Source organism: Salipiger sp. H15 (genome assembly GCF_040409955.1).
Taxonomy (GTDB): Bacteria; Pseudomonadota; Alphaproteobacteria; order Rhodobacterales; family Rhodobacteraceae; genus Salipiger.
In genome coordinates this window covers 106,966-133,353 of the sequence record NZ_CP123384.1, presented here as the reverse complement: position 1 = coordinate 133,353, position 26,388 = coordinate 106,966, and the positions used below count along the sequence as shown (strand labels likewise).

Below are 26,388 nucleotides of genomic sequence, written 5' to 3'. Positions count from 1 at the left end.
GGCCAGCTGCTTCTTCTCTTTCCAAATACGCATGGCGCCGCGCGGACCCGGGGGCGGGGCGTCCGGACGGGGCGCAATCCGCTCTGTATCCCTTCCGGACCCGGCGCTATAAGAAGGCTCCAAACCCCAAACCTAGGGTAAAGAGCGATGAAAGACCTGACAGACATCCACGCGACCATGATCGACCTCGGCCAGCGCGCCAAGGCCGCCGCCGCGGAGCTCGCCTTTACCCCGCCAGAGCGCAAGACCGCGGCGCTGGAGGCCGCGGCCGAGGCCGTCTGGGCCCGCCGCGCCGAGATCCTCGCCGCCAATGAAAAGGACATGGCCTACGGCCGCGACAAGGGCCTGTCCGAGGCGATGATGGACCGCCTGCTGCTCACCGAGGAGCGGCTGCAGGGTGTCGTCGACGGGCTGCGCGCCATTGCCGCGCAGGAGGATCCGGTCGGCAAGGTGATCACCGAGTGGGACCGGCCGAGCGGGCTGCACATCAGGCGCGTGCGCACGCCGCTCGGCGTGATCGGGGTGATCTACGAATCCCGCCCCAACGTCACCGCCGACGCCGGCGCGCTCTGCCTCAAGTCGGGCAACGCGGTGATCCTGCGCGGCGGCTCGGAGAGCTTCCACAGCTCGGGGGCGATCCACGCCTGCCTCGTCGAGGGGCTGCGCAAGGCCGGCCTGCCCGAGGACGCGATCCAGCTCGTGCCGACGCGTGACCGCGCCGCGGTGCAGGAGCTGCTGACCATGACCGACTACGTCGACGTGATCGTGCCGCGCGGCGGCAAGGGGCTCGTCGGCCTCGTCCAGCGCGAGGCGCGAGTGCCGGTCTTTGCCCATCTCGAGGGCATCGTGCATGTCTACATCGACAAGGCGGCCGATCCGGTCACCGCGCTCAAGGTCGTGCTCAACGCCAAGACCCGGCGCACCGGCATCTGCGGCGCGGCGGAATGCCTGCTGGTCCACCGCGAGGTGGCGGACACCATCGGGCAGGGCGTGATCCGCGCGCTGATGGACGCAGGTGTCGAGGTGCGCGGCGACGCGGAGCTGAGCCGGATCGACGGCGTCGTGCCCGCCACCGACGAGGACTGGGGCCGCGAGTATCTCGACCGGATCATCGCCGCGAAGGTCGTGGCGGACGAGGACGAGGCCATCGCCCATATCCGCAGCTACGGCTCGCAGCACACCGACTGCATCCTGTCGCAGGACGAGGCGGCGGTCGACAAGTTCATCCAGCGCGTCGACAGCGCCATCGTCATGGTGAACTCCTCGACCCAGTTCGCCGACGGCGGCGAGTTCGGCATGGGCGCCGAGATCGGCATCGCCACCGGCAAGATGCACGCGCGCGGCCCGGTCGGCGCCGAGCAGCTCACCAGCTTCAAGTACGTGGTGCGCTCGGACGGCGCGGTGCGGGGCTGAGCCTCAGCTGATCTCGATCGTGACCGCGGCCTTGCCCGCGGTCACGAGGATGCTGCGGCCACGGTCCTCGGCGAGGGCGGCGAGGAAGGGGAAATGCACCTGCGCCCCATTCAGCGGCGGCAGCTTGCCCGGGCGCTCGAGCAGGGCCCAGAGCGCCTGGTCGCAGCTGACGCGCGGGCCGGTGCCGGTGATCCGCCAGCCATGGTCCATTTCCTCCACCTCGATCTGCCCGCCGAGCGGCAGCGCGCTCTCGCAGCAGAGCGCGGCGAGCAGGGCCAGCTGGACCTCCTGCCGCGGCGCGTCGCTCTGGCGGCGCCAGTCGCTCTTCAGCCGCCCGCCCTCGCAATAGTCGCGCAGCAGCCGGGTTGCTTCGGGCGGGCCGATCATCTGCTCGCCCTCGGCATGGCCGAAGGCAAGGCGGAAGAGGCTGATCCGCGCCCGGGCGGCCTGGCAGCTCTGCGCGATGAGCGCCAGCTCGGGCTGGTTCATCTCGGTGCCGGTGAGGGCGAGAAGCTCGAGCCCGTTGGAGATCGCGCCCACCGGACTCACCAGGTCATGGCAGAGGCGCGAGGCTACCAGCGTCGCGAGTTTGGCGTTAAGCTGTTGCATCAAAGCCTCGTGGAAAGGGGATGGATATGAGCGATCTCAACGCCTTGCTGGAGCCGGGCATGCTGGTGCAGCATCCCGACAGACCGGATTGGGGGATCGGGCAGGTGCAATCCAATATCGGCGGCCGTGTCACTGTCAACTTTCGGGAGCAGGGCAAGGTCGTGCTGGATGGCGAGCGCGTGACCCTCCTGCCGGTGTTCGACGCCTAGCCTAGGGGCGCAGTCGTTTACGAATGGTTAACCAAGCTTTCCAAATTCTCGCGCCGGGCCTGCCGGAGGGAAAAGCTGTTTTCCTTTGCGCGCCGCCGCATTAGAACCCCGGCAAGCAGCAGAGGACGGCCATGGCGCTGGACGACAGGAACTTGACGGTGCGGCTGGCGCGCACGGAAGACGAGATCGCGGCGGCGCAGCGCCTGCGCTACGCGGTCTTTGTCGAGGAACTGGGCGGCGGCGGGGCGCTCGTCGACCATGAGAACCGGCTCGAGCGCGACCGGTTCGATCCCTTCTTCGATCACCTGCTGCTGACCGACGCGCGCCGGGATGGCGAGGTGGTCGGGGTCTACCGGCTGCTGCGCGACGACCAGGCCGAGGCCGCGGGGCAGTTCTATTCCGAGGACGAGTACGATCTCGCGCCGCTGCGCGCCACCGGGCGGCGGCTGCTCGAACTGGGGCGCTCCTGCCTGCATCCCGACTACCGCGGCGGGCCCGGCGTCATGCTGATGTGGCAGGCGCTGTCGGACTATGTTGCCGGGCACGGGATCGAGATCCTCTTCGGCACCGCCTCCTTCCACGGCACCGACGTGCAGGCGCTGGCGCACCCGCTGTCGCTGCTGCACGAACGCCATCTTGCGCCCGAGGAACTGCGCGTGCGCAGCCGGGTGTACCAGCCGATGGACCTGCTGCCGGAAGACGAGATCGACCGCCGCCGCGCCATGGTCGAGACCCCGGCGCTGATCAAGGGCTACCTGCGGCTTGGCGGCATGGTGGGAGACGGCGCCTTCGTGGACCATGCCTTCAACACCACCGACGTGTGCCTCGTCATGGACACGCAGCGGCTCAACGAGCAGGCGGCGGCGCGGGTGCGCCGGGGCCGCGGGTGAGCGATCCCACCTGGCGCGGGGCCGAGCCCGGGGCCATCGCGCACGGCTGGGCGGACTGGGTGCGGGCGGTGCTGCGCGGCGGGCTGATCGCCCTGCTGCTGCTCTGCGGCATCCTCGTCAAGCTGGCGGTGCTGCTCGCCGAACGGCTTTTCCGGCAGGGCCGGCGGGTCTGGTCGCCGGCGGTGACGCAGGCGGTGTGCCGGTTGGTCTTCGTGGTCCTCGGCATGCGGCACGAGGCGCGGGGGCCGCGGATGACCGGGCCGGGGGCCTACGTGGCGAACCATTCGTCGTGGCTCGACATCTTCGCCCTCAACGCGCGGCGCAACGTGCTCTTCGTCTCGAAGGCCGAGGTGGCGGGCTGGCCGGGCATCGGGCTCCTGGCGAGGCTCACCGGCACGGTCTTCATCAACCGCGACCGGCGCGAGGCGCGGGCGCAGCCCAAGATCATCGAGGCGCGGCTGCTGGCGGGGGACAGGCTGCTGTTCTTCCCGGAAGGCACCTCGACCGACGGTCTTCGGATTCTTCCTTTCAAGACAACGCTTTTCGAGGCGTTCCTGTCAGAAGATCTGAAGGACACGCTGCAGGTCCAGCCGGTGACCGTGGCCTATCACGCGCCGCCGGGCGCGGACCCGGCCTTCTATGGCTGGTGGGGCGACATGGCGCTGGGGCCGCATCTTGTGCAGGTGCTGGGCGCGCGCCGCCAGGGCCGGGTCGAGGTGACCTATCACGCGCCCCTGCGCGTGGCCGATTACCCGGACCGCAAGGCGCTTGCGCGGGCGGCGGAAGCGCGGCTCAGGGCCGCGCATCCGTCTGAAGGTGAAAGCTGAGAAGCGCGCCGTAACGCGCTGGAAGATCAGCGGATTGCGGCGGTGAGAGCCTTCAGGGCCGCGGCCGGATCCTCGGTGTTCCAGATCTCCTCGCCGATGCTGAGGAAGTCGGTCACCGGGGCGAGCTTGGCCACCAGTTCCGGGGTGAGGCCACCCTCGGCCACCACCGGCACCTCGATCATCTGCGACCACCATTCGAACATCTCGAAATCGGCCAGCGTGCCGTCGCCGAGCGCCTCGCCGCTGAGCGGGCCGAAGGCGACGTAATCCGCCCCGGCCTCGCCGGCGACCATGCCGTCATGGCGCGAGCTGCCGCAGAAGGCGCCGACGATGGCGTCGGGGCCGAGGTCCTTGCGCGCCGCGCGCACCGAGCGCGAGCCGTCGGTCAGGTGCACCCCGTCGAGGCCGAGCCGCTGCGCCAGCACCACGTGGGTGTCGATGACCAGCGCGATGTCGTACCGATGCGCCACCTCGCGCACCACGTCGGCGGCGCGCAGCAGCCGGTCCTCGTCGCGCGTCGCGAGCGAGAGCCGCATGCAGGCGATGTCGGCGGCATCGAGCACCGACGAGAGCCTGTCCGGGAAGCTCGAAAGGTCGAACTCCGGCGGGGTGACGAGATAGAGCTGAGGCTGGTCTGCTTCGGCCATGGCGCGGCTCCTGACTTGCGAATTGCGCCCCTATATCGCGCCTTTAGGGCACAAGAAAGGGGGCAGCGTCATTTCGGCGGCAGGCTGCGGACAAAGGCCAGCGCCAGCGCGGTGAGCCGGGCGCGGGTGACGTCGTCGGCCATGGCCTCGGGTGTGGCTTCGACGTAGCCGCCCATGCGCCGCCCGCCCATGATCGCCGGGCCGACACCGTCCAGCGCCGTGGCCTCGTCCTGCGCCTCCTTGCCGACCCGGTAGAGCCCGCCCTCGGCGCGCACGCCGCAGATCATGTTGCCGTCGAGCATGAGGCAGAGCGCGCCGAACATGCGCTTCTCGGAGAGACCGGGGATGGGGCCGATGTCGTCGCGGACGGTCTCGGCAAGACCTTCGTCGTAGCTCATGTCGGGCGCTCCCCTGCGGTGCAGCGGCAGCATAGCCTTCGGCGGGTTCCGGCGGGGATATTTCTGCCCGGAAGAGGCCGCGGCGCTCAGACCGCCGGCAGGGCGAAGCGGAAGACCTCGTTGGGATAGGCCTCTTCGCCGATGCGGAAATAGGTCCGGCCGATGCGCTCGAAGCCCTGCGCGAGGTAGAAGTCGATGGCGGGCGTGTTCTCGGAATTGGTGCTGAGCCAGACCGAGGAGGCGCCCTGTGCCAGCGCCGCACCGAGCCCGGCCTGCAGCAGCGCGCGCCCGATGCCGCGGCCCTGGTGGCGGGGCTGGACGTAGAGCGTGGCGATCTCGGTCTCGGAGCAGCGCGGCAGCGGGCCGCGGACCCCGGAAGTGAGGCGCAGGAAGCCGTCGATGCCGTCCTCGTTCTGGCTGACGATGAACCGCTCGGCGGGCCGCGCCAGCGCCTGCTCGAACGCCGCCTTGGTGAAGGTTTCGAGCGCGTGATCGGCATAATGGGCATTCACCCCGCGGCGGATGTAGGTGCCGAGCCAGACCTCGATCGAGAGGGCGGCGAGGGCGGAGGCATCTTCGTGGCGGGCGTCTCTGAGGGTCATCGGTCGATCATCGCGGCTCTGCTGTCGGGTCGGGCGCCCTCTTGGCAGGTCGGGGCCGGGGCGGCAAGGGTGCCGAGGCGCGGCGCGACAAAACGGGCGGGAGCGGCGTCGCTTTCTTGCTCTTCGGGCCGTGCGGGACTATGCGGGAGCCGGATTTACGGAGTTTGTCATGCCGAGCGAGACGAGGCAGCCCGCATTCGTGCTGGTGCGGCCGCAGATGGGCGAGAATATCGGGGCCGCGTCGCGGGCCATGTGGAATTTCGGGCTGGACCGGATGCGTCTGGTGAGCCCGCGCGACGGCTGGCCGAACCCCTCGGCCACCGCCATGGCCTCGGGGGCCGGGCGGCTGCTGGACGAGGCGCAGCTGGTCGAGACCACCGCCGAGGCGGTGGCCGACTGCGACCTCGTGCTGGCCACCACGGCGCGGATGCGCGGCCTCACCAAGCCGGTCTACTCGCCCGAGCAGGCGATGAAGGTCGCGCAGGAGCGCATCGCGGCGGGCGGCAAGGTCGCGGTGATGTTCGGCCCCGAGCGCGCCGGGCTCGAGAACTCGGACGTGGCGCTGGCCAATGCGCTGATCAACGTGCCGGTGAACCCCGAGTTTCCCTCGCTCAACCTCGCGCAATGCGTGCTGCTCTGCGCCTATGAATGGCAGCGGGCCTCGTCGCAGATCGAGGCGCTGCGGGTCGAGATGGCCGGGGCCGAATGGGCCAGCGGCATCGAGGTCGAGAAGCTGGCCGAGCATTACGAGGAGCGGCTGACCGAGGCGGGGTTCTTCTTCCCCGAGCACAAGGCCGAGAGCATGAAGCTCACGCTGCGCAACCTCTGGAGCCGCATGCCGCTCACCCGCGAGGACGTGAAGACCCTGCACGGGGTGATGCGCCAGATGGTGCGCTGGAAGGAGCGCGGCTGAGCCGCGCAGCTTGTTGGAAGGCGGCTTGATGGGGGGCGGTCGGCCTCCTATCGTCGCCGCGACGCATGTAGGAGAAGACCATGGCCGGTAACCGCAAGCTCTTCGAGGAGGTTGGGGCGGAGACCCCGAAAGCCGCCCCTTCGGGCGGCATGATCGACAAGGGCCGCGGCGGCGCGCGCGGCGCGATCCGGGTCTGGCTGATGCTGCTCTTCGTGCTGGTCGTCGCGATGATCTGCGTCGGCGGGCTGACCCGGCTGACCGACAGCGGGTTGTCGATCACCGAGTGGAAGCCGCTGCACGGCGCGGTCCCGCCGCTGAGCGAGGCCGAGTGGCAGGAGGAGTTCACCCTCTACCAGCAGATCCCGCAGTACGAGCTGATGAACAAGGGCATGACCCTGTCGGAGTTCAAGGGCATCTACTGGTGGGAATGGGGTCACCGGCAGCTTGGCCGGGTGGTCGGCCTCGTCTGGGCGCTCGGCTTCCTCGTCTTCCTCGTGGCGCGGCAGATCCCCACCGGCTGGACCGGGCGGCTGCTGCTGCTCGGCGGGCTCGGCGGGCTGCAGGGGGCCGTGGGCTGGTGGATGGTCTCCTCGGGCCTCGTCGGCGAGATGACCGCCGTGGCCTCCTACCGGCTGGCGACGCACCTCGGGCTGGCCTTCGTCATCCTCGGCTTCATCGCCTGGGACATCTTCCTGCTCGGCCGCGAGGAGCGTGACCTGATGCAGGCCCGCCGCCTGCGCGAGCCGAAGCTCTTTTCCATGTCCACGGGCCTGCTGCACGCGGCCTTCCTGCAGATCCTGCTGGGCGCGCTGGTCGCCGGGATCGACGCGGGTCGCTCGTTCACCGACTGGCCGCTGATGGCGGGCGGGTTCTTCCCGCCACAGCCCTTCGACCTCGTGCCGGTCTGGCGCAACTTCTTCGAGGACCCGGGCCTCGTGCAGTTCATGCACCGGATCGTCGGCTACCTGCTCTTCGCCTTCGGCGTGGTGGTCTGGCTGCGCGGGCGCAAGTCGCCCAATGCCGACACCCGCTTCCGCTTCAACGCGGTCATGGCGATGCTCTGCGTGCAGGTGGTGCTGGGCATCACCACGGTGCTCTACATCGCGCCCTGGCACATCGCCATCACCCACCAGCTCGGGGCCGTGGTGCTCTGGGTGCTGATCCTGCGCGCGCGTTTCGGCGCGCAGTTCCCGAAAGCCCAATCGATCCGCGAGGCCCGTTGAGATGAGTGCGTTTGACGCGTTGATGGAGTTCCAGCGCGAGACCGGCGCGCTGGCGCAGGTGGCCGGCCGTCTTGGCTGGGACCAGGAGACCACCATGCCGCATGGCGCGGCGGACCAGCGCTCGGAAGAGATCGCGGCGCTCGAGGGCGTGCTGCACGCACGGCGCACCGATCCGCGCGTCGGCGCGTGGCTGGCGGCGATCGACGCCGCCGCGCTCGACGAGGTGGGGCAGGCGCAGCTGCGGCACATCGCCCGCAGCTTCACCCGCGCCGGCCGCGTGCCGGGCAAGCTGGCGGCGGATCTCGCGCGGCTGACCAGCCGGGCGCACCGCGTCTGGGCCGAGGCGCGGGCGGATGACAATTTCGCCGCCTTCGCCCCGGTGCTGAAGGAGGTCGTCGCGCTGAAGCGCGAGGAGGGCGCGGCGCTGGCGGATGGCGGCGACGTCTACGACGCGCTGCTCGACGATTACGAGCCCGGCGCCACCGCGGCGCAGCTGTCGCAGATGTTCGGCGCGCTGCGCCCGCGGCTCGTGGAACTGCGGCAGGCGGTGCTTGCGAAGCCCGCACCCAGGCCGCTCTCCGGCACCTACGACGATGCCGCGCAGATGCAGCTCGCCCGCAAGCTCGCCGAGGCCTTCGGCTACGACATGGCGCGCGGCCGGGTCGACAAGGCGGTGCACCCGTTCAGCTCGGGCAGCGGCGACGACGTGCGGATCACCACGCGCACCAACCCGCTCGACCCGTTCAACTGCATCTACTCGATCATCCACGAGACCGGCCACGCCGCCTACGAGCAGGCGATCGCGCCCGCCTTCCGCTTCACCCCGCTGGGCGAGGGCGTCTCGATGGGCGTGCACGAGAGCCAGAGCCGCATCTACGAGAACCAGCTTGGCCGGTCGCGCGCCTTCACCGGCTGGCTGCACGGCCAGATGCGCGCGCATTTCGGCGAGATCGGCCTCTCGGCCGAGGAGTTCTACCGCGCGGTCAACTGCGTGCAGAACAACTACATCCGCACCGAGTCGGACGAGGTGCAGTACAACCTTCACGTGCTGCTGCGCTTCGATCTCGAACGCGCGCTGATCTCTGGCGATCTGGCGGTGGACGACCTCGAGGCGGCCTGGAACGACCGCTTCCGGGCGGACTTCGGCTTTGCCGTGGACAAGCCCTCGGACGGCGTGCTGCAGGACGTGCACTGGTCGGCGGGGCTCTTCGGATACTTCCCGACCTACAGCCTTGGCAACGTCTACGCCGGCTGCCTGCACAAGGCGCTGCGGCAGGCGGTGCCCGACCTCGATGCGCAGATGGCCGAGGGCGATCTCTCGGCGGCGACCGGCTGGCTGCGCAAGACCGTGCAGCGCCATGGCGGGCTCTTTGCCCCGCGCGAGGTGATCGAGCGCGCCTGCGGCTTCGCCCCCTCGGAGGCGCCGCTGCTCGACTACCTCGAGGCCAAGTTCTCCGATCTCTACGCGCTCTGAGACGCGCAGCTCCCAAAGCAGAAGCGGCCCCTTTCGGGGCCGCTTGCAGGAGAGGTATGCGTGAGTGGTGGCGCCGCGATCAAATCGGTTCGCGGCTGTAGGTCGAAACGACGCTGAAGCGCCCGCCTCCGAAGAATACGAGGGGCAGCGCAAGGAGGGCGACGAGGACGCAGCTTTGCGACAGTTCGAGCCCGAGCAGGTCAAAATCCTGCAGGAGAAGTTCGTGCGCGGCGTAGATCCCGAAGCCGGTCAGGGCGACCGCGCGGGTTCCGACACCAAGGATGAGCCAGATGCTCAGGACGGCGAGGGCGATGCAGAGAATCGACGTGGCAAGTCCGGGAGTCCGAATCGCGATGGCTCCGATCAACACCGGATCGGCGGTGAAGATCTCCTGCATCGCGGTGTGCCCGAGGACCAGCGCGAATGCCAGTCGGAGCACGCATTGAAGAGTTGAAATCAGGCTTACCATGGCCTCGCTCATTACGTCCGGACCGCGTTCGGTCCGCTTGAAATATGCCTGAGTGTTACATTTGGTTGACGCAAAACCAAGCGGGAAATGTTCAACTCTAACTTTGCGTAAACTTCGTCAGCCGTTGTCTTCGCCAGCCGCAGAAACGCCGCCATGTACTTCGAATGATTGAATAATCCAGTCAACCGCCCGGCGCATCCCGGAGTCCGAACGGCGGCTCTCGTGGTAGAAGAGCCAACATTCCAGCGTTTCCGGCGCGGCCTCGGGCGAGACCGGGACAAGATCGGGTGTCCTGCGCGCGAGAAGATCCGGCAACGGGCCGGCAAGGCGGGTGATCTGCATCAGCGCGTGCAGCGAGATGAAGGTGTCGACCTTGATCTTCGGCTCCTTGCCGAAAGTCTCGTAGGCGTGGCGCTGGACGCGCGAGCGGCTCGGGCTGACGTTGAGCCCGGCCCAGTCGCCCTGCGGGTCGGCGTCGCGGAAGCGGTAGGGGCGGAAGCTGATCTCGCCGGCCTTGCGCGCGACGATGCGGCCCTGGTCGGGGCGCCCGAACTGCACCACGATGTCGTTCTCTCCGAGCCCCTCGCGCTGCTGGCGCTCGGTCATCGTGAGCTGCACGCCGCGCAGCAGGTCGGCCTGCAGGCCGAGCCCGGGGAACAGCACCAGCGACGAGATGATCGGCGCGGCACCAAGGCTCAGCGCCACGGACTCGACCTCGAGCCCGGCGCCCTGGTTGTTGAGCGTGGACTTGAGCTGCCCGTCGAAATTCTGCGCCACGTTGATCAGCTCGCGCACCGCCTCGGAGGGGCGCCACCCGTCGGAGGTCTTCACGAAGGCCGGCACGCCCAGCGTTTCGGACAGGCGCTCGATCCTGCGCGACACGGTGGCCGTGTTGGTGCCGAGCAGCTTGGCCGCGGCGGTCATCGTGCCAGTCTTGGAAAGTGCGACGAGGAACCGAAGGTCGTCCCAATTGTTCATGGTCTTGTTTTACTCGGTATGCTGGGCCGTCGGGTCGGCGGTGCGGGCACTACTCACGGTTGAGTGAGGCAATGCGGACGCTCTTAAGGGTGGTATCCCGATTAATTTAGGACATTGCCTTTGTCAGGCAAGGTCGCGCCGGGCACAGATAGGCGGAGTTTTGTGTCAGCGTGACGCTGGGGAAGGTCAGAACGCCGCATCTCGGGGGAGATGCGGCGTTCCATCGGCAAAATCCTGCCGGAAGACCTGTCAGGTCGAGCCGGGCGCGGCCAAGGCGCGCCCGGTCGAATCAGCCGAAATAGTCGCCGAAGCTGGCGCGGTAGGCCGCCTTGAGCTCCGCGAGCGGGGCCTCGGCGCTGCCGAAGCGGACCGTGTCGCCGGTGAACTTGCCGACGGTGGCAAGGGTGACGCCCGCCGCGGAAGCCGCGGTCATCAGCGCCTCTGCGGCGTCGAAGTTGCAGGCGATCAGGTAGCGGCCCTGGTCCTCGCCGAAGAGCGTCGGGGTGTCGGCGGCGTCGATGTGCACGCCCACGCCCGAGGCTTCCGCCATCTCGAAGGCGGCCATGGCAAGCCCGCCGTCGCTGAGGTCGCAGCAGCTGCGGATGAGGTCACGGTTGGCGAGGATGAACTCGCCATTGCGGCGCTCGGCCTCGAGATCGACGGTCGGCGCATCGCCTTCCTCGCGGTTGAACACTTCCGCGAGCAGGGCCGACTGGCCGAGGTGGCCGTGGGTCTCGCCGACGAGCAGCGCGACGTGGCCTTCGCGGGCATAGCCGAGGATCGGCTCTTCACCCGCGGCGATCAGGCCCACCGCGCCGATGGTCGGCGTCGGCAGGATCGCCGCGCCGTCGGTCTCGTTGTAGAGCGAGACGTTGCCCGAGACGATCGGCGTGTCGAGCGCGAGGCAGGCCGCGCCGATGCCGTCGATCGCGCCGACGAACTGGCCCATGATCTCGGGCTTCTCGGGGTTGCCGAAGTTCATGTTGTCGGTGGTCGCCAGCGGACGGGCACCCACCGAGACGAGGTTGCGATAGGCTTCCGCCACCGCCTGCTTGCCACCCTCGACCGGGTTGGCGCGCACGTAGCGCGGCGTCACGTCCGAGGTGAAGGCCAGCTTCTTGTCGGTGCCGTGGACGCGGATCACGCCGGCGCCGAAGCCGGGGATGCGCACGGTGTCGGCCATCACCTGGCTGTCGTACTGCTCGTAGACCCACTCGCGCGAGCAGTAGTTCGGCGAGGAGACCAGCGCCTTCAGACCGTCGATCGGATCGACGCCCGGCACCTCGCCCAGCGGCGCGGCGGCGGGGGTGGGAACCCAGGGACGGTCGTATTCGGGGGCGTTGCCCGACAGCGCCTTGAGCGGCAGGTCGGCCTTCACTTCACCGTTCAGCACGATGAGGAAGCGGTCCTCGGCAATGGTCTCGCCGACGATGGCGAAGTCGAGGTCCCACTTGTCGAAGACTGCCTTGGCCTCGGCCTCCTTGGCGGGGTCGAGCACCATGAGCATGCGCTCCTGGCTTTCCGAGAGCATCATCTCGTAGGCGGTCATGTTCTTCTCGCGCACCGGGACCTTCTCGAGATCGAGGCGCACGCCGAGGTTGCCCTTGTCGCCCATTTCCACGGCCGAGCAGGTCAGGCCCGCGGCGCCCATGTCCTGGATCGAGATCACCGCGCCGGTCTGCATCAGCTCGAGGCAGGCCTCCATCAGGCGCTTCTCGGTGAAGGGATCGCCGACCTGCACGGTGGGACGCTTCTCCTCGATGGTGTCGTCGAACTCCGCCGAGGCCATGGTCGCGCCGCCGACGCCGTCACGGCCGGTCTTGGCGCCGAGGTACACGACCGGGCGGCCGACGCCCGAGGCGGCGGAGTAGAAGATCGCATCGGTGTCCGCGAGGCCCGCCGCGAAGGCGTTGACCAGGCAGTTGCCGTTGTAGGCGGGGTGGAAGCGCACCTCGCCGCCGACGGTCGGCACGCCGAAGCAGTTGCCGTAGCCGCCGACGCCCTCGACGACGCCGTGCACGAGCTGGCGGGTCTTGGGGTGGTCCTTTTCGCCGAAGGAAAGCGCGTTCATCGCCGCGATCGGCCGCGCGCCCATGGTGAAGACGTCGCGCAGGATGCCGCCCACGCCCGTCGCCGCGCCCTGGTAGGGCTCGATGTACGAGGGGTGGTTGTGGCTTTCCATCTTGAAGATGACCGCCTGGCCGTCACCGATGTCGACGACGCCGGCGTTCTCGCCCGGGCCGCAGATGACCTGCGGGCCCTTGGTCGGCAGCTTGCGCAGGTGGATCTTCGAGCTCTTGTAGGAGCAGTGCTCGTTCCACATCGCCGAGAAGATCCCCAGCTCGGTGAAGGTCGGCTCGCGGCCGATGATCTGCAGGATCCGCTCGTATTCGTCGGGCTTGATCCCGTGGGCGGCGATGAGCTCTTCGGTGATGGACGGTTCCTGCATCCTGACTCCCCTTAGCGTGGTTGGGGGCTCTTTAAGGCAAGGGGCGCAAAGGGGGAAGAGGGGTCAGGGCCTGCGGGCGGTCACGAGGTTCATTCTTGCGGGCACAATGGCCCCTTGCGGCGTCTCGAAGCGCGCGAAGGCGCTGCGGATGTCCGCGCGGATGGCCTCGGCCTGCGCTTCGGTGGCGCCCATGTCGCGGATGTGCCGCACCGCCGGGCCGATGCGCGAGGCGAGATCGGCGGCGGTGATCCCCTGCGGCAGGCGCAGCTCGGCCTCGACCGGCTCGATGGCGAGCTCGGCAAAGCCCGCACGCGCGAGGATGCCGCGCACCCGCTCGGGGTCGCGGAAGGCCATGGGGCCGGGCGCATCGGGATCGCCGGGGGCGGGCGGGCCGAGTTGCGCGACCGCAGCCCTGAGCGGCAGGTCGAACCACGGGTTCTCCTCGATGCCGCGCCAGCAGATGAAGGCGAGCCGCCCGCCGGGCCGCAGCAGCTGGAGGATGTTGGCGAAGGCCGCGCCCGGGTCGGCGAAGAACATCACCCCCATGCGCGACATGCAGAGGTCGGCGGGCCTCTCCGAGCGCCAGACCTGCGCATCGGCATGGATGAACTCGGGCTGGGGGCCGGGCAGGGCGGCGGCGCGGGCGCGCGCCACCTCGAGCAGGCTGCTCGAGACGTCGAGGCCGACCACGCGCCCGCCGGGGGCGACCGCCGCGGCCAGCGCCAGCGTCGTCGCGCCCGCGCCGCAGCCGATGTCGAAGACCGTCTCGCCGGGCTGCGCCGCGGCGGCGGCAAGCACCTGCTCGGAGATGTCGGCATGGAGCGTGTCGAGCTCCTCGCGCAGGGCAACCCAGTTGAGGCCGGGGCCCTCGGTCCAGAAGGCCTGCTGCGCCGCGTTGTCCGGGGAAATCTCGTCTGCCGCCATGATCGCCTCCACCTCGCGGGGGCAAGCGTAGCGCAATCGGGACCGTCTCCCAAACGCGGGCAGGCGTTCCGGCAAAAAAAAAGGCCGAGCACAAAGCTCGGCCGAAGTCCAACAGGGAGGTTGAAGATGACGCGCACAAGGGCGCCTCAAGCTTCGTGTGCTGAATATGTGATCAGTATTGAGTCGATCAAGGCCGGAAGCGGCTTCAATCGGACATTGCTGCCATGCACTGTTTGCATGGCGCCCGATTTTTGGGCGCCGTCAGTCGGCGCCCATCGCCTTCAGCTGCCGCCGATGCGCGAAGATCTCGTCCTGCACGAAGTCGCGGAAGGCGGTTACCCGCTTGGAATGACGCAATTCTTCGGGATAGGCGAGGAACACGGGCACCTCGTTGCTCTCGACGTCGGGGAGCACCCGGACCACGTGCGGGAAATCCTCGATGATATAGTCGGGCAGCACGCCGATGCCGAGGTTGGCGATCACCGCCTGCAGCACGCCGAAGTAGTTGTTCACCGTGAGCCCTGTGCGGATGTCATAGGTGAGCAGCTTCTGGACCAGCGCCTTGCCCGAGAGCACCTGCGCCGAGTTCGGGTTCTGGCAGATCAGCCGGTGCGCCGAGAGATCCTCGAGCGACTCGGGCAGGCCGTTCGCCTCGAGATAGGCGGGCGAGGCATACATGCGCATGCGGATCGACATCAGCCGCTTGCGGATGAGGTCCGCCTGGCTGGGTTCCTTCATGCGGATCGCGACGTCGGCCTCGCGCATCGGCAGGTCGAGCACCCGCTCCTCAAGCATGAGGTCGATCTTCAGGTCGGGGTATTTCTCGTAGAGCTTGGTCAGGCGCGGCGCGAGCCAGAGCACGCCGAAGCCGTGGGTCGTGGTGACCTTCAGCTCGCCGAACACCTCTTCCTCGCTGTCGCGGATCCGCGCGGTGGCGCTGTCGATGCGTTTCACCATGGCGGCGGTCGCGTCGAACAGCAGCTCGCCCTGCTCGGTGAGAATCAGTCCGCGGGCGTGACGGTGGAACAGAGTGGTGTCGAGCGCCTCTTCCAGCGCCCGGATCTGCCGAGACACGGCGGATTGCGACAGATGCAGCGCATCTCCCGCGTGTGTCAGGCTGCCCGCATCCGCGACAGCGTGAAAGATCCTGAGCTTATCCCAATCCATGGCGGCATCTTATTCAACTTTGGCGCCCTGTATACGACAGGAACGATTAACGGAAACACATCTTACCTGTGTGGCGGAAAATCACGAAGATTTCCCTATCCGGGTCAGCATGTGTGACCTATCATGGGGCATGGCTGCAAGCACTATGAGCGAAGGGAGGCGCGCATGAGCAAGCAAGCAATTTCCCTGCAGGACAGGTTCGATCTAAACAAGAATTCCGTCCTTTTGAATGGCACACAGGCGCTGGTCCGCCTGATGCTGATGCAAAAAGAGCGCGATCGCGCCGCCGGGCTGCACACGGCCGGCTACGTGACCGGCTACCGCGGCTCGCCGCTGGGCTCGGTCGACATCCAGATGAAGCGCGCCGGAAAGCTGCTGGCCGAGAATGACATCGTCTTTCAGGAAGGGCTGAACGAGGATCTCGCGGCCACGGCGCTCTGGGGCTCGCAACAGGCCGAGCTTCGCGGCGAGGGCAAGTACGACGGGGTCTTCGGGCTCTGGTACGGCAAGGGCCCCGGCGTCGACCGCTCGGGCGACGTGATGCGCCACGCCAACATGGCGGGCACCTCGAGGCACGGCGGCGTGCTCATGGCGATGGGCGACGATCACACCGGCGAAAGCTCGACGGTGCTGCACCAGTCGGAATGGGCGCTTGTCGATGCCTACATGCCGGTGGTCTCGCCCGCCGGGGTGCAGGAGGTGCTGGACTTCGGCATCTACGGCTTTGCGCTCTCCCGCTTCTCCGGCCTCTGGGTCGGCCTCAAGACGATGAAGGACACGGTCGAGGCCACCGCCGTCGTCGATGGCCGCCCGGACCGCATGTCGCTGGTCACCCCCGAGTTCCTGATGCCCGAGGGCGGGCTCAACATCCGCCTCGGCGACACGCCGCACGCGCAGGAAGCGCGGATGATCGACTACAAGCGCTTCGCCGCCGAGGCCTTCTCGCGCGCGAACGGCATGGACCGGCGCGTCTGGGGCAAGCCCGGCGCAAAGATCGGCCTCGTGGCGGCCGGCAAGAACTGGCTCGACCTGCAGCATGCCCTGTCGCTGCTGAACATCGACGAGGCCGAGGCCGAGCGTCTCGGCATCACCACCTACAAGGTGGGCCAGACCTTCCCGCTCGACATGAAGGGCTTCCACGACTGGGCCGAGGGGCTCGACCTCATCGTCATCGTCGAGGAGAAGCGCAAGCTGATCGAGGTGCAGGTCAAGGAGGCGATCTTCGACGACCGCCGCGGCCGCCGCGTCTATGGCTGGTACAAGGGCGGGGCGGGCGGCATGCACCGCGAGGAGCTCTTCCCGACCCGCGGCGCGCTCGACCCGGTGTGGATCGCCGAGAAGCTCGGCGGCATCTTCCTCGAGGAAGGCCGCGACACCGACGGCATCAAGGCGGGGCTCGCCGCGCTCGACGAGGCGCGCAAGGCCGACAACGCCCCCGACCTCGCGGCGCGGCTGCCCTATTTCTGCTCGGGCTGCCCGCACAACACCTCGACCAAGGTGCCCGAGGGCTCGCGCGCCTATGCCGGGATCGGCTGTCACTACATGGTGCAATGGATGGACCGCAGCACCACCGGCTTCACCCACATGGGCGGCGAGGGGGTGAACTGGGTCGGCGAGGCGCCGTTCTCGAAGCGCAGCCACGTGTTCCAGAACCTCGGCGACGGCACCTACAACCACTCGGGCTCGCTGGCGATCCGCGCGGCGCTCGCCGCGGGCACCAACATCACCTACAAGATCCTCTTCAACGACGCCGTCGCCATGACCGGCGGCCAGCCCAACGAGGGCGGGCTTACCGCCGACCGCATCGCCCGCGAGCTGAAGGCGATGGGGGTCGAGCACCTTGCCGTGGTCTACGACGAGAAGGAGGAGGTGAACTTCGACCTCTTCCCCGGCGGCATCGAGAAATTCGAGCGTTCGGAAATGGACGCGGTGCAGAAGCGCTTCGAGAAGATCGGCGGCGTCTCGGTCATCCTCTACATCCAGACCTGTGCCGCCGAGAAGCGCCGCCGCCGCAAGAAGGGCACCTTCCCGGATCCGGACAAGCGGGTCTTCATCAACACCGACGTCTGCGAGGGCTGCGGCGATTGCGGCGTGCAGTCGAACTGCGTCTCGATCGTCCCCGCCGAGACCGAGCTCGGCCGCAAGCGCGCCATCGACCAGTCGAGCTGCAACAAGGACTACTCCTGCCTCAAGGGTTTCTGCCCCTCCTTCGTGACCCTCGAGGGCGCGAAGATCCGCAAGGGTGAGACGACCGACCTCGACCTGCCGCACCTGCCGCAGCCGGTGCTTCCGACGATCGACAAGACCCACAACGTGGTGATCACCGGCGTCGGCGGCACCGGCGTCGTGACCATCGGCGCGGTGCTGGCGCAGGCGGCGCAGATCGCCGGCATGGGCGCGGGCATGATGGAGATGGCCGGTCTCGCGCAGAAGGGCGGCGCGGTGCACATCCACCTGCGGCTGGCCAGGCGCCCCGAGGACATCTCGGCGGTGCGCGTGGCGACCGGCGAGGCCGATGCGCTGATCGGCGGCGACCTCGTGGTCAGCGCCGGGGCCAAGACGCTGGGGCTGACGAAACGCGGCCGCACCGGCGCCGTGGTCAACGGGCACGAGATCATCACCGGCGAGTTCACCCGCAACACAGAGTTCCAGCTGCCCTTCGACCAGTTGCGCGTGGCGCTCGAGGCACGGATGCAGGGCAATCTCGCGATCTTCGACGCGACCGAGCTGGCGCGGATCACCATGGGGGACTCGATCTTCTCCAACATGATGATCCTCGGCGCCTCCTGGCAGCGCGGCCTGCTGCCGCTGCCGCATGACGCCATCGCGGAGGCCATCCGCCTCAACGGCGCGGCGGTCGAGCGCAACCTGCGGGCCTTCGAGATCGGCCGCTGGGCGGTGCTCCACCCCGCCGAGGCCGCGGCGCTGATCACCCCGAAGGTGACCCCGAAGCCGAAGTCGCTCGACGAGAAGATCGCCTTCCGCGCGGATCACCTCGCGGTTTACCAGAACGCGCGGCTCGCGAGGAAATACCGCGCGCTGGTGGACGGCATCCCCGACCGCCGCCTGCGCGAGGCGGTGGCCAGGGGCTACCACAAGCTGCTCGCCTACAAGGACGAGTACGAGGTTGCGCGCATGCATCTCGAGACCCGCAGGAAGGCCGAGGAAAGCTTCGAGCCCGGCTTCGAGATGCGCTTCCACCTCGCCCCGCCGATGCTGGCGAAGCAGGGCTCGGACGGCCGCCCGGTGAAGAAGACCTACGGCGAGTCGATGCTGAGGACCTTCGGCCTTCTGGCGAAGCTGAAATGGCTGCGCGGCACGCCCTTCGACCCCTTCGGCCGGACCGCCGAGCGCCGCATGGAGCGCGCCCTCATCGCGCAGTACGAGCGCGACATGGCCGAGGTGCTGCCGAAGGTGACGCCGGCCACGCTCGATGCCACCGTCGCCCTCGCCGAGCTGCCGCTGCAGATCCGCGGCTACGGCCCGGTCAAGGAGGCCTCCGAGCGCAAGGCCGCCAAGCGCCGCGAGGAGCTGCTCGCGGTGATCCGCGCCGGCGGCACGCCGCTCTCGAAGGCCGCGGAGTAAAGGGCCCGGAGGGGCGCGGAGGCACGCGCCGCGCCCCTGCTTCCATATGTCGAAAATATCCCGGGGGTGCGGGGGCAGAGCCCCCGCTCCTGCCCGCCGGGCGGCGCCCGCGAACGATGTCGTGACCCCGCCACTTGGCGCAATGGATCTCCCGGGCAAAGCGCCGTAAGACCGATGCCCAAGGCTTCCGCCGCGTGAGTCGGCGGGGTCATCCAAGGCATGCCGGGCGAGAGCTTCCGGCAAGGAGGGCAGAGAATGGCGGTTGGTGTGTTCGATTCCGGGCTCGGCGGGCTCACGGTGCTGGACGCGGTCGCGAAGCGGCTGCCCGAGGTGCCCTTCGTCTACTACGCCGACAGCCGGCACGCGCCCTACGGCGTGCGCGACGCGGATGACATCTTCAACCTGACCGTCGACGCGGTGCAGAAGCTCTGGGACGCGGGCTGCGACCTGGTGATCCTCGCCTGCAACACCGCCTCGGCCGCGGCGCTGCGGCGCATGCAGGAGGGCGGGCTGCCGAAGGGCAAGCGCGTGCTCGGGGTCTTCGTGCCGCTGATCGAGGCGCTGACCGAACGCCAGTGGGGCGACAACTCGCCGCCGCGCGAGGTCGCGGTGCAGCATGTCGCGCTCTTTGCCACGCCGGCCACGGTGCGCAGCCGCGCGTTCCAGCGCGAGCTCGCCTTCCGCGCTATCGGCGTCGACGTCGAGGCGCAGGCCTGCGGCGGACTGGTCGATGCCATCGAGGAGGGCGACATGATCCTCGCCGAGGCGCTGGTGCGAAGCCATGTCGAGGCGCTGAAGCGCAAGATGCCCGAGCCGCAGGCGGCGATCCTCGGCTGCACCCACTACCCGCTGATGCAGGAGATCTTCCAGGAGGCGCTCGGCCCCGAGGTCACGGTCTATTCGCAGGCCAACCTCGTGGCGGACTCGCTTGCCGACTACCTCGTGCGCCATCCCGACATGTACGGCACCAGCACCGAGAGCCGCTTCCTGACCACCGGCGATCCGCGCAAGGTCTCGGTGCATGCGACGCAGTTCCTGAAGCGGCCGCTGAGCTTCGAGTCCGCCTGAACCGGCGGCCCTGGCTCCCGCACGCTGGTTGAGGCGGGGGCTCTGCCCCCGCACGCAGGTTGAAGCGGGGGCGCTGCCCCCGCACCCCCGGGATATTTCCGACATATGGAAGCAGGGGGGCGCGGCGCGGTGACGCAATTTGATTTGGAGCGGTTCTCCCGGCGCCCTAAGGTGCCATATAGGGAGAACGGCATCCCTGCCGAGGAGAGGAAGATGGGTCTCAAATCGCTGAAGAAGCAGCGGCGCATCCAGATCGTGGCGCTGGCCGCGGTGGCGCTGGTCGTCTCGACCGCGCTGATCGGCTACGCGATGCGTGACGGCATCAACTTCTTCCGCTCGCCGACCCAGGTGGTCGAGGCGCCGCCCTCGCCGAACGAGACCTTCCGCATCGGCGGGCTGGTCGAGGAAGGCAGCCTGGTGCGCGGGCAGGGTCACGAGATCAGCTTTTCGGTAACCGACGGCGGCGCCTCGGTGCCGGTGGTCTTCGAGGGGGTGCTGCCGGATCTCTTCGGCGAGAAGCAGGGCATGGTCGGCACCGGGCGCTATGTCGACGGCGTGTTCCGCGCCACCGAGATCCTTGCCAAGCACGACGAGACCTACATGCCGAAGGAGGTCATCGACGCGCTGAAGGAACAGGGCGTCTACGAGGACCCGAACGCCGGCAGCTGAGCGCGGACACCTGCAGGATCGACGATGGGGCGTGCCGGCGGCGCGCCCTTTTTCGCATCGGCGGTGCGGCGCGACTTGCGCCCGGTGCAAGGCGGATTGCCCGCGGCGGCAGGGGACATTCCCGCCGTTCCCCGCTAGTCTGGTCGTCCGCGGCCCGCAGGGGCGGCGCAGGCAAGGAGCAGCGGATGACGATCACCGGAATGGACGACCTCGAGGGGCTGAAGGATATCGGCCGGATCGTCGCCAACACCCTTCAGGGCATGGGAAAGGCGGTGGAGCCGGGGATGACCACCCGCGAGCTCGACGAGATCGGCCGCGCCCTGCTCGAGCGCGAGGGCGCCGAATCCGCTCCGGAAGCCTGCTATGATTTTCCCGGCGCGACCTGCATCAGCATCAACGAGGAGATCGCCCACGGCATCCCCGGCCCGCGGGTGATCAAGGCGGGCGATCTCGTCAACATCGACGTCTCGGCCTCGAAGGCCGGCATTTTCGCCGACACCGGCGCGACCTTCCGCGTGGGCGCGGTGAGGCCCTCGCTCGACAAGCTCTGCCGCGACGGCCGGAAGGCGATGCAGATCGGCATCTCGCAGGTTGGCGCGGAGCGGCCGCTGGCGGGGATCGGCAATGCCATCGGGCGCTTCGCCGAGGATCGGGGCTACACGCTCATCCGCAACCTCGCCAGCCACGGTGTCGGCCATTCGCTGCACGAGTACCCCGAGGAGATCCCCACCTGGCCGGTGCGCGGCGAGCGGCGGCGGATCACCAAGGGGCTGGTGCTGACGGTCGAGCCCTTCCTGTCGATGGGCGGGCTCTGGGCCAGCGAGGGCGAGGATGGCTGGACGCTCTACAGCGAGCCCTGCGCGCCCGTGGTGCAGTTCGAGCACACGGTGGTGGCGACCGAGAAGGGCGCGATCTTGGTGACCCAGCCCGGCTGAGCCGCCGCGCTCAGGGCGCGCGTTCGAAGAAGCGCAGGTGCGGCAGCGCCTCCTCGGGCACCGGCTGGTAGGGGCCGCGCTCGGAAAAGCCGAGCTTGGCATAGAGATGGCAGGCGGCCCCGAGCGTCCGCATCGTGTCGAGTTGCAGCAGCGGCGCGCCGCGGGCGCGGGCGCGGGAAGCGAGGTCCTCGACCAGCAGCCCGGCGAGCCCGTGGCCGCGTGCCTCGGGCGCCACGTAGACACGCTTGATCTCGACCGCGCCGCCCGGCAGCCGCTGCGACATGGCGCAGCCGACCGGCGCGCCGGCGAGCTCGGCCAGCAGCACGGCATCGTGCTTGCCGGGCAGGGCGTCCAGCAGCTCGGTATAGGCGGGGTCGGGGTAGAAGAGCGCCACCAGCGCCGGGGCGGCGGGGTGGTGGGTGCGCAGGTCCTCGCGGTAGGCGAGGCAGAGCCTGCGGACGGCGGCGAAATCCTCGGGACTCGCCGCCGCGCGGATCGTGATCGCGGTCACGTTCGGAACAGGACCGGGCCGAACGCGATCAGGCGTTGGCTTCGCGGATCTTTTCGGCAGCGGCCTTGTCGTAGGTCACGCCGCTCTGCTCGAAGAGCGTGTCGAGCTCGCCCGACAGGGTCATCTCGGTGACGATGTCGCAGCCGCCGACGAATTCGCCCTTGATGTAGAGCTGCGGGATCGTCGGCCAGTCCGAGTAATCCTTGATGCCCTGGCGGATCGCATCGTCGGCCAGCACGTTCACGTCGAGATACTCGACGCCCATGTAGTTGAGCACGCCGGCGACGCGGCTCGAGAAGCCGCATTGCGGCATGGTCTTGGTGCCCTTCATGAAGAGCACGACGTCGTTCGCCTTGACCGTCTCTTCGATCCGGGTGGTTGCTTCAGTCGTCATCATCGTCTCCTGTCTGCGCGCGCCTCCGCGGGTGGGGGTGCGGCGTGGAATGTCTTAGTCCGGGGCCTTGGTGGTGAGCGCCAGCGCATGCAGCTCGCCGTGGTTGCCGTCCATCTTGCCCTTCAGCGCGGCATAGACGGCCCGCTGCTGCTGGACGCGGTTCTGACCACGGAAGCTTTCGTCGATGACCTCCGCGGCATAGTGATTGCCGTCTCCGGCAAGGTCGGTGATGGTGATCTTGGCCTCGGGGAAGGCGGCGCGGATGAGCTGTTCGATCTCCGTCGCTTCGATTGCCATGTGGGCGGTCTCCGCTGTCTTGCTGTTCAGTTCAGATGTAAGACGGGCGCCGCGCCGGTGCAAGCGCGCGCCTCGGGCTTGGCCGGGGTCGGCGGCGGCTCAGAGCGCCAGCTCGACCCAGACCGGCACGTGGTCCGACGGCTTGTCGCGGCCGCGGATGTCGCGGTCGATGCCGCAGTCCAGCATCAGGTCGGCGCAGGCGGGGGTCATCAGCACGTGGTCGATGCGGATGCCGTTGTTCCGCTGCCACGCGCCCGCCTGGTAGTCCCAGAAGGAATAGTGGCCCGGCCCCTGCACGCGGGCGCGGAAGGCCTCGGTGAAGCCGAGGTTGAGGATGCGGCGGAAGGCGTCGCGGCTCTGCTGGAGATAGAGCGCGTCCTTCTCCCAGGCCTGCGGCTTGGCGGCGTCCTCGGCCTGCGGGATGATGTTGTAGTCCCCGGCCATCAGCGCCGGGGTCTCGTCGGCCAGCAGCTGCTGCGCGCGGGCGTGAAGCCGGTCCATCCAGTCGAGCTTGTAGCCGTACTTGCCGCCGCGGATCGGCTGGCCGTCGGCGTCGAACTCCACCGGGTTGCCGTTCGGCAGGTAGAGCCCGCAGAGGCGCAGCGCCTCCTTCTCGCCCACGACGGTCGCCTCGATCCAGCGTGCCTGCTCGTCGCTGTCGTCGCCCGGCAGGCCTCGGGTCACGTCCTCGAGCGGGTGCTTGGAGAGGATCGCGACGCCGTTGAAGCTTTTCATGCCGTGGGTCTCGACGTTGTAGCCGCGCTCCTCGAAGAGCTCGCGCGGGAAGGCCTCGTCGACCGACTTGATCTCCTGCAGCAGCGCGACATCCGGCTGCGCCTCGTCGAGCCAGTCGGTCAGCGCGTCGATGCGCGCCTTGATGCCGTTGATGTTGAAGGTGGCGATCTTCATCTGGAGCCCTCCGAAAGTTGCGCAAGCTATCGCGCAAACCGGGCAGGGGGACAAGGCGGAGCGTCGGGATTCGCCATCGATTCGGGAATTCGGGACCGCGATTCGGTGAAAAAAACCGGGCTTCGGTAACCAATGGGAAACTATCCCCAGAAAATATTCTTCTGTGGGGAAACGGGATTGTCTCGCGACTCGGCATTTTTGTAAGTCATTGTTTATGTGAAGAACTTCTGTATTAATCAACCTTAACAAGAAACCATATTGCCTCAAGCAAGCGATGCAAGAAACCCTGAAGCACGTTTCTCGTGCCAACCCAACCAGGGAGTTCTTCCATGACTGCTCAACTCAAGAAAAGCTTTGCCGTTCCGTCCGACCTCTCCGCCGAGGCGGATCTCTTCGCCGGTGAGGGCTGCGCGATGTTCACCTCGGGCGCTGCCCCGATGGACCGCGCCGAGACGCTGCTGGGCGAGGCGGTCGAGATGTTCACCTCCGGCGCCGCGCCGCTGCGCGCCGAGATCGGCTCGGGCGATGCCACGGCGCTCTTCACCTCGGGGGCCGCGCCCGCGCTCAGCGCCGCCTCGGCCGGTGACGCGGTCGAGATGTTCACCTCGGGCGCCGCGCCGCTGCGCTCCGAGATCGGTTCGGGCGATGCCACCGCGCTCTTCACCTCGGGCGCCGCGCCGCGGACCGGCCAGGCCGTCGCCGGCGAGGCCACCGGGCTCTTCACCTCGGGCGCCTGAGCGCCGGGCAGGGGCGGGCCGAGGCCCGCCCACCGCATCGTCGCGGGTGCCAGGCTGTCGGCCCCGCGGCGGCGCGCAGACCCAGTGACCGCAATCAGAGGCCCGTCCAGATGTCGAATGTCGTTGCCCTCCGTCCCGCCCCACGCGCCCTTGCCCCGGAGCTCCGCGCCGAGGCGCTGATCTCTTGCTTCGCGCGGCATCGCCGCAGCGAGGAGGACGTGTTCTGGCTCAAGGAGAACGCGGAGCTGCTGAACATCCTCGAGTGTACCGGCACCGAGGTCGGGCCGCAGGCGCTGCGGACCCATGCGGAGTTCTACGCCACGGTCGGGGACCGGCTCGCCTTCTTCCCGCAATACTACCGCTTCCTGCTGTCGATGGTGCTCGACCTCGAGGACCTCGGCATGCCCGGCGACACCGGCGCGCGGCTGGCTGAAAGCGTCGCCGCCATGGACCTGCCCGGAGCCGAGCTGTCGGATCTGCAGCGCATGGAGGCGCGGCGGCTGCTCGCGCGGCGCGGGGTGGCGCCGAAACATGGCGACCTCGGGCTCGAGGACCGGCTGCGCGGCTTCTGCGCCGCCTCGCGCGGCTTCGCGCTGCCCAACAAGAAGGCCGCGTATGAACTCACGCACATCGTCTTCTACCTCAGCGAATACGGCCGCCGCGACCCGCGGCTCGGGGCCGAGGCGCTGACCAGCCTGCATTTCGCCGGCAACCTCGCCTTTCTCGAGCGGAACTCGGACCTGCTGGCCGAGATCTGCATCGCGCTGCGCTACACCGGCGCCGTGCCGCCCGCGCTCTGGACCGGCTGGCTGCTGCGCGAGACCCGGCTCTTCCGCGTCGAGCAGGGCGCGCAGCTGTCGGTGCAGGACGACTGTCACGATTTCCTCGTCTGCAACTGGCACCTGGCCCTGACGGGCGGCGCGCCCTTCGAGGCGCCGCTCGGCGCCGGGCGGATGCGCTTCGAGCGCCATCCCGGCACGCTCGCGCCGCTGCGCGAGCTGTCGCGGGCGCTGCTTGCCATGAAGGGCGGGCGCTCTCCCGACTGGGCGGTGATGCGCCGCCGCATGGCGGGGGTGCTCTCGCCGGGGGTGCGCGACCTGCTCGACGAGATGGCGCAGGGCTCGGAGCATTTCGACGCCTTCTTCGAGGGCTTTGCCCGGGCGGGGCGCACATGAGCGGGCTGCGGGCGCCGCTGGCGGGCGCGGGGCTGGTAGCTCTTTACACCGCGCTCATCGCCGCGGCGGACGGTATCACCAAGCTGATCGCCGGGGGCTACGAGGCGCCGCAACTCTTCGCGCTCTCCTCGGCGATCGTCCTTCTTCTCGCGGCAGCGCTGGCGCGGCGCGAGGGCGGGGTGCGCCACGCGCTGGCGATCCGCAGCCGCCGGGCCATGGCGCTGCGCGCGGCGCTGACTGTGCTCGCCGCGATCGGCTTCTTCCAGGCCTTCCGGCTGCTGCCCTTCGCCGACGTCTTCCTCTTCATCGGGCTCATGCCGCTGATCGCCGCGGCGCTCTCGGGGCTGGCGCTGGGCGAGACCGTGCGCCCGGCCGCCTGGCTTGCGCTCGGCGCGGGCACCTGCGGCATCCTCTTCCTCATGCCCGAGGGCCGGCTCGCGCTCGACGCGGGCCACGGCTGGGCGGTGCTGGCCGCGGTCAGCGGCACCGGCTCGATGGTCGCGGCGCGCCACATCGCCAAGGCCGAGCGCAAGCCGCTGGCGCAGGTCTTCTGGCCCAACCTCGCGCTGGCGCTCTGCATGGCGCTGGCCTTGCCTTTCGTCTGGCGGCCGATGCCGCTGGCGGATCTGATCTGGGTGGCGGGCTACGCGCTCTGTCTCTTCGGCGCGCGCTTCGTCTCGGTCGAGGCGCTGCGGCTGCTGCCCGCCCATGTCGCGACGCCGCTGATGAACCTGCAGTTCGTCTGGATGGTGGCGATCGGCTTTCTCGGCTTCGGCGAGTTGCCGAGCCCCGCGGCGATGCTGGGCGCGGCGCTGGTGATCGGCTCGGGGCTCTGGCTGGTGGTCGACGAGGCCATGCCGCCGCGCCGGGTGCGCCGGGCCTGACGGCGCGCAGTCTTCTTGCGCCCCGGAGCCCA

General features: G+C 68.9%; 27 protein-coding genes. 14 read left to right on the top strand and 13 right to left on the bottom strand.

What is annotated here, in order from left to right; translation table 11 throughout:
- The first annotated feature begins 147 nt into the window (after positions 1-147).
- The gene (locus PVT71_RS00615) at positions 148-1,413 is read left to right on the top strand and encodes a glutamate-5-semialdehyde dehydrogenase (RefSeq protein WP_353472560.1); all 1,266 of its coding nucleotides are present in this window, start codon (positions 148-150) and stop codon (positions 1,411-1,413) included.
- Positions 1,414-1,416: 3 nt separating this feature from the next.
- Here the strand turns inward: PVT71_RS00615 and PVT71_RS00610 are convergent, their stop codons facing one another.
- On the bottom strand, positions 1,417-2,022 hold the full coding sequence (locus PVT71_RS00610; RefSeq protein ID WP_353472559.1) for a histidine phosphotransferase family protein: 606 nt from the start codon (positions 2,020-2,022) through the stop codon (positions 1,417-1,419).
- A gap of 26 nt (positions 2,023-2,048) precedes the next feature.
- Here PVT71_RS00610 and PVT71_RS00605 point away from each other — a divergent pair, with 26 nt between their 5' ends.
- From PVT71_RS00605 to PVT71_RS00595, 3 genes are all read left to right on the top strand, one after another.
- Positions 2,049-2,231 (top strand): DUF3553 domain-containing protein, encoded by a 183-nt coding sequence (locus PVT71_RS00605; protein WP_353472558.1) that lies wholly within the window; start codon positions 2,049-2,051, stop codon positions 2,229-2,231.
- A gap of 131 nt (positions 2,232-2,362) precedes the next feature.
- Positions 2,363-3,121: a GNAT family N-acyltransferase gene (locus PVT71_RS00600; protein ID WP_353472557.1), complete on the top strand. Its 759-nt coding sequence runs from the start codon at positions 2,363-2,365 to the stop codon at positions 3,119-3,121.
- Positions 3,118-3,948, top strand: coding sequence for a lysophospholipid acyltransferase family protein (locus PVT71_RS00595; RefSeq protein ID WP_353472556.1), 831 nt, complete (start codon positions 3,118-3,120; stop codon positions 3,946-3,948). The genes PVT71_RS00600 and PVT71_RS00595 overlap by 4 nt, the downstream gene beginning before the upstream one ends.
- A gap of 26 nt (positions 3,949-3,974) precedes the next feature.
- Here the strand turns inward: PVT71_RS00595 and PVT71_RS00590 are convergent, their stop codons facing one another.
- The 3 genes from PVT71_RS00590 to PVT71_RS00580 all read right to left on the bottom strand — a co-directional run bounded on the left by PVT71_RS00590 (position 3,975) and on the right by PVT71_RS00580 (position 5,595).
- Complete coding sequence (locus PVT71_RS00590; RefSeq protein WP_353472555.1) at positions 3,975-4,595, bottom strand: thiamine phosphate synthase; 621 nt, start codon at positions 4,593-4,595, stop codon at positions 3,975-3,977.
- Between the two features lie 68 nt (positions 4,596-4,663).
- Positions 4,664-4,993 (bottom strand): TfoX/Sxy family protein, encoded by a 330-nt coding sequence (locus tag PVT71_RS00585; protein WP_353472554.1) that lies wholly within the window; start codon positions 4,991-4,993, stop codon positions 4,664-4,666.
- Between the two features lie 86 nt (positions 4,994-5,079).
- The gene (locus PVT71_RS00580) at positions 5,080-5,595 is read right to left on the bottom strand and encodes an N-acetyltransferase (RefSeq protein ID WP_353472553.1); all 516 of its coding nucleotides are present in this window, start codon (positions 5,593-5,595) and stop codon (positions 5,080-5,082) included.
- Positions 5,596-5,764: 169 nt separating this feature from the next.
- Here PVT71_RS00580 and PVT71_RS00575 point away from each other — a divergent pair, with 169 nt between their 5' ends.
- The 3 genes from PVT71_RS00575 to PVT71_RS00565 all read left to right on the top strand — a co-directional run bounded on the left by PVT71_RS00575 (position 5,765) and on the right by PVT71_RS00565 (position 9,205).
- Entirely contained in the window at positions 5,765-6,508 is a 744-nt protein-coding gene (locus tag PVT71_RS00575) for an RNA methyltransferase (RefSeq protein ID WP_353472552.1), read from the top strand.
- Between the two features lie 80 nt (positions 6,509-6,588).
- On the top strand, positions 6,589-7,731 hold the full coding sequence (gene ctaA, locus PVT71_RS00570; RefSeq protein ID WP_353472551.1) for a heme A synthase: 1,143 nt from the start codon (positions 6,589-6,591) through the stop codon (positions 7,729-7,731).
- A 1-nt stretch (position 7,732) separates the two neighbouring features.
- On the top strand, positions 7,733-9,205 hold the full coding sequence (locus tag PVT71_RS00565; protein ID WP_353472550.1) for a carboxypeptidase M32: 1,473 nt from the start codon (positions 7,733-7,735) through the stop codon (positions 9,203-9,205).
- A gap of 79 nt (positions 9,206-9,284) precedes the next feature.
- Here PVT71_RS00565 and PVT71_RS00560 read toward each other — a convergent pair whose 3' ends face one another.
- The 5 genes from PVT71_RS00560 to PVT71_RS00540 all read right to left on the bottom strand — a co-directional run bounded on the left by PVT71_RS00560 (position 9,285) and on the right by PVT71_RS00540 (position 15,192).
- On the bottom strand, positions 9,285-9,674 hold the full coding sequence (locus PVT71_RS00560) for a hypothetical protein (RefSeq protein ID WP_353472549.1): 390 nt from the start codon (positions 9,672-9,674) through the stop codon (positions 9,285-9,287).
- A 117-nt stretch (positions 9,675-9,791) separates the two neighbouring features.
- Complete coding sequence (locus tag PVT71_RS00555) at positions 9,792-10,652, bottom strand: LysR family transcriptional regulator (RefSeq protein WP_353472548.1); 861 nt, start codon at positions 10,650-10,652, stop codon at positions 9,792-9,794.
- 289 nt (positions 10,653-10,941) lie between these two features.
- Entirely contained in the window at positions 10,942-13,101 is a 2,160-nt protein-coding gene (gene purL, locus PVT71_RS00550; RefSeq protein ID WP_353472547.1) for a phosphoribosylformylglycinamidine synthase subunit PurL, read from the bottom strand.
- Positions 13,102-13,164: 63 nt separating this feature from the next.
- Positions 13,165-14,025, bottom strand: coding sequence for a methyltransferase domain-containing protein (locus PVT71_RS00545; protein WP_353472546.1), 861 nt, complete (start codon positions 14,023-14,025; stop codon positions 13,165-13,167).
- A 261-nt stretch (positions 14,026-14,286) separates the two neighbouring features.
- Positions 14,287-15,192, bottom strand: a complete 906-nt coding sequence (locus tag PVT71_RS00540) for a LysR family transcriptional regulator (RefSeq protein WP_353472545.1) — start codon at positions 15,190-15,192, stop codon at positions 14,287-14,289.
- Positions 15,193-15,357: 165 nt separating this feature from the next.
- Here PVT71_RS00540 and PVT71_RS00535 point away from each other — a divergent pair, with 165 nt between their 5' ends.
- From PVT71_RS00535 to map, 4 genes are all read left to right on the top strand, one after another.
- The gene (locus tag PVT71_RS00535) at positions 15,358-18,777 is read left to right on the top strand and encodes an indolepyruvate ferredoxin oxidoreductase family protein (RefSeq protein ID WP_353472544.1); all 3,420 of its coding nucleotides are present in this window, start codon (positions 15,358-15,360) and stop codon (positions 18,775-18,777) included.
- 255 nt (positions 18,778-19,032) lie between these two features.
- Positions 19,033-19,845: a glutamate racemase gene (murI, locus tag PVT71_RS00530; RefSeq protein ID WP_353472543.1), complete on the top strand. Its 813-nt coding sequence runs from the start codon at positions 19,033-19,035 to the stop codon at positions 19,843-19,845.
- Positions 19,846-20,058: 213 nt separating this feature from the next.
- On the top strand, positions 20,059-20,514 hold the full coding sequence (gene ccmE, locus PVT71_RS00525) for a cytochrome c maturation protein CcmE (RefSeq protein ID WP_353472542.1): 456 nt from the start codon (positions 20,059-20,061) through the stop codon (positions 20,512-20,514).
- A 185-nt stretch (positions 20,515-20,699) separates the two neighbouring features.
- Positions 20,700-21,449, top strand: a complete 750-nt coding sequence (map, locus tag PVT71_RS00520; protein ID WP_353472541.1) for a type I methionyl aminopeptidase — start codon at positions 20,700-20,702, stop codon at positions 21,447-21,449.
- A gap of 10 nt (positions 21,450-21,459) precedes the next feature.
- Here map and PVT71_RS00515 read toward each other — a convergent pair whose 3' ends face one another.
- From PVT71_RS00515 to xth, 4 genes are all read right to left on the bottom strand, one after another.
- Entirely contained in the window at positions 21,460-21,960 is a 501-nt protein-coding gene (locus tag PVT71_RS00515; protein ID WP_353472540.1) for a GNAT family N-acetyltransferase, read from the bottom strand.
- 28 nt (positions 21,961-21,988) lie between these two features.
- Entirely contained in the window at positions 21,989-22,354 is a 366-nt protein-coding gene (gene grxD / locus PVT71_RS00510) for a Grx4 family monothiol glutaredoxin (protein ID WP_353472539.1), read from the bottom strand.
- A gap of 54 nt (positions 22,355-22,408) precedes the next feature.
- The gene (locus PVT71_RS00505) at positions 22,409-22,651 is read right to left on the bottom strand and encodes a BolA/IbaG family iron-sulfur metabolism protein (RefSeq protein WP_164195384.1); all 243 of its coding nucleotides are present in this window, start codon (positions 22,649-22,651) and stop codon (positions 22,409-22,411) included.
- A gap of 99 nt (positions 22,652-22,750) precedes the next feature.
- Positions 22,751-23,560, bottom strand: a complete 810-nt coding sequence (gene xth / locus PVT71_RS00500; RefSeq protein ID WP_353472538.1) for an exodeoxyribonuclease III — start codon at positions 23,558-23,560, stop codon at positions 22,751-22,753.
- A 329-nt stretch (positions 23,561-23,889) separates the two neighbouring features.
- On the opposite strand from xth, the gene PVT71_RS00495 reads away from it, so the two are divergent.
- The 3 genes from PVT71_RS00495 to PVT71_RS00485 all read left to right on the top strand — a co-directional run bounded on the left by PVT71_RS00495 (position 23,890) and on the right by PVT71_RS00485 (position 26,356).
- Positions 23,890-24,297, top strand: coding sequence for a hypothetical protein (locus PVT71_RS00495; protein ID WP_353472537.1), 408 nt, complete (start codon positions 23,890-23,892; stop codon positions 24,295-24,297).
- Between the two features lie 110 nt (positions 24,298-24,407).
- A complete protein-coding gene (locus tag PVT71_RS00490) occupies positions 24,408-25,472 on the top strand; it encodes a hypothetical protein (RefSeq protein WP_353472536.1) in 1,065 nt (354 codons plus the stop codon).
- Positions 25,469-26,356, top strand: coding sequence for a DMT family transporter (locus PVT71_RS00485; protein ID WP_353472535.1), 888 nt, complete (start codon positions 25,469-25,471; stop codon positions 26,354-26,356). The genes PVT71_RS00490 and PVT71_RS00485 overlap by 4 nt, the downstream gene beginning before the upstream one ends.
- Positions 26,357-26,388 lie beyond the last annotated feature (32 nt).

Coding starts and splice junctions, on each gene's coding strand:
- PVT71_RS00615 (WP_353472560.1), top strand. CDS start 148: ATGAAAGACCTGACAGACATCCACGCGACCATGATCGACCTCGGCCAG.
- PVT71_RS00610 (WP_353472559.1), bottom strand. CDS start 2,022: ATGCAACAGCTTAACGCCAAACTCGCGACGCTGGTAGCCTCGCGCCTC.
- PVT71_RS00605 (WP_353472558.1), top strand. CDS start 2,049: ATGAGCGATCTCAACGCCTTGCTGGAGCCGGGCATGCTGGTGCAGCAT.
- PVT71_RS00600 (WP_353472557.1), top strand. CDS start 2,363: ATGGCGCTGGACGACAGGAACTTGACGGTGCGGCTGGCGCGCACGGAA.
- PVT71_RS00590 (WP_353472555.1), bottom strand. CDS start 4,595: ATGGCCGAAGCAGACCAGCCTCAGCTCTATCTCGTCACCCCGCCGGAG.
- PVT71_RS00585 (WP_353472554.1), bottom strand. CDS start 4,993: ATGAGCTACGACGAAGGTCTTGCCGAGACCGTCCGCGACGACATCGGC.
- PVT71_RS00580 (WP_353472553.1), bottom strand. CDS start 5,595: ATGACCCTCAGAGACGCCCGCCACGAAGATGCCTCCGCCCTCGCCGCC.
- PVT71_RS00575 (WP_353472552.1), top strand. CDS start 5,765: ATGCCGAGCGAGACGAGGCAGCCCGCATTCGTGCTGGTGCGGCCGCAG.
- ctaA (WP_353472551.1), top strand. CDS start 6,589: ATGGCCGGTAACCGCAAGCTCTTCGAGGAGGTTGGGGCGGAGACCCCG.
- PVT71_RS00565 (WP_353472550.1), top strand. CDS start 7,733: ATGAGTGCGTTTGACGCGTTGATGGAGTTCCAGCGCGAGACCGGCGCG.
- PVT71_RS00560 (WP_353472549.1), bottom strand. CDS start 9,674: ATGGTAAGCCTGATTTCAACTCTTCAATGCGTGCTCCGACTGGCATTC.
- PVT71_RS00555 (WP_353472548.1), bottom strand. CDS start 10,652: ATGAACAATTGGGACGACCTTCGGTTCCTCGTCGCACTTTCCAAGACT.
- purL (WP_353472547.1), bottom strand. CDS start 13,101: ATGCAGGAACCGTCCATCACCGAAGAGCTCATCGCCGCCCACGGGATC.
- PVT71_RS00545 (WP_353472546.1), bottom strand. CDS start 14,025: ATGGCGGCAGACGAGATTTCCCCGGACAACGCGGCGCAGCAGGCCTTC.
- PVT71_RS00540 (WP_353472545.1), bottom strand. CDS start 15,192: ATGGATTGGGATAAGCTCAGGATCTTTCACGCTGTCGCGGATGCGGGC.
- PVT71_RS00535 (WP_353472544.1), top strand. CDS start 15,358: ATGAGCAAGCAAGCAATTTCCCTGCAGGACAGGTTCGATCTAAACAAG.
- murI (WP_353472543.1), top strand. CDS start 19,033: ATGGCGGTTGGTGTGTTCGATTCCGGGCTCGGCGGGCTCACGGTGCTG.
- ccmE (WP_353472542.1), top strand. CDS start 20,059: ATGGGTCTCAAATCGCTGAAGAAGCAGCGGCGCATCCAGATCGTGGCG.
- map (WP_353472541.1), top strand. CDS start 20,700: ATGACGATCACCGGAATGGACGACCTCGAGGGGCTGAAGGATATCGGC.
- grxD (WP_353472539.1), bottom strand. CDS start 22,354: ATGACGACTGAAGCAACCACCCGGATCGAAGAGACGGTCAAGGCGAAC.
- PVT71_RS00505 (WP_164195384.1), bottom strand. CDS start 22,651: ATGGCAATCGAAGCGACGGAGATCGAACAGCTCATCCGCGCCGCCTTC.
- xth (WP_353472538.1), bottom strand. CDS start 23,560: ATGAAGATCGCCACCTTCAACATCAACGGCATCAAGGCGCGCATCGAC.
- PVT71_RS00495 (WP_353472537.1), top strand. CDS start 23,890: ATGACTGCTCAACTCAAGAAAAGCTTTGCCGTTCCGTCCGACCTCTCC.
- PVT71_RS00490 (WP_353472536.1), top strand. CDS start 24,408: ATGTCGAATGTCGTTGCCCTCCGTCCCGCCCCACGCGCCCTTGCCCCG.
- PVT71_RS00485 (WP_353472535.1), top strand. CDS start 25,469: ATGAGCGGGCTGCGGGCGCCGCTGGCGGGCGCGGGGCTGGTAGCTCTT.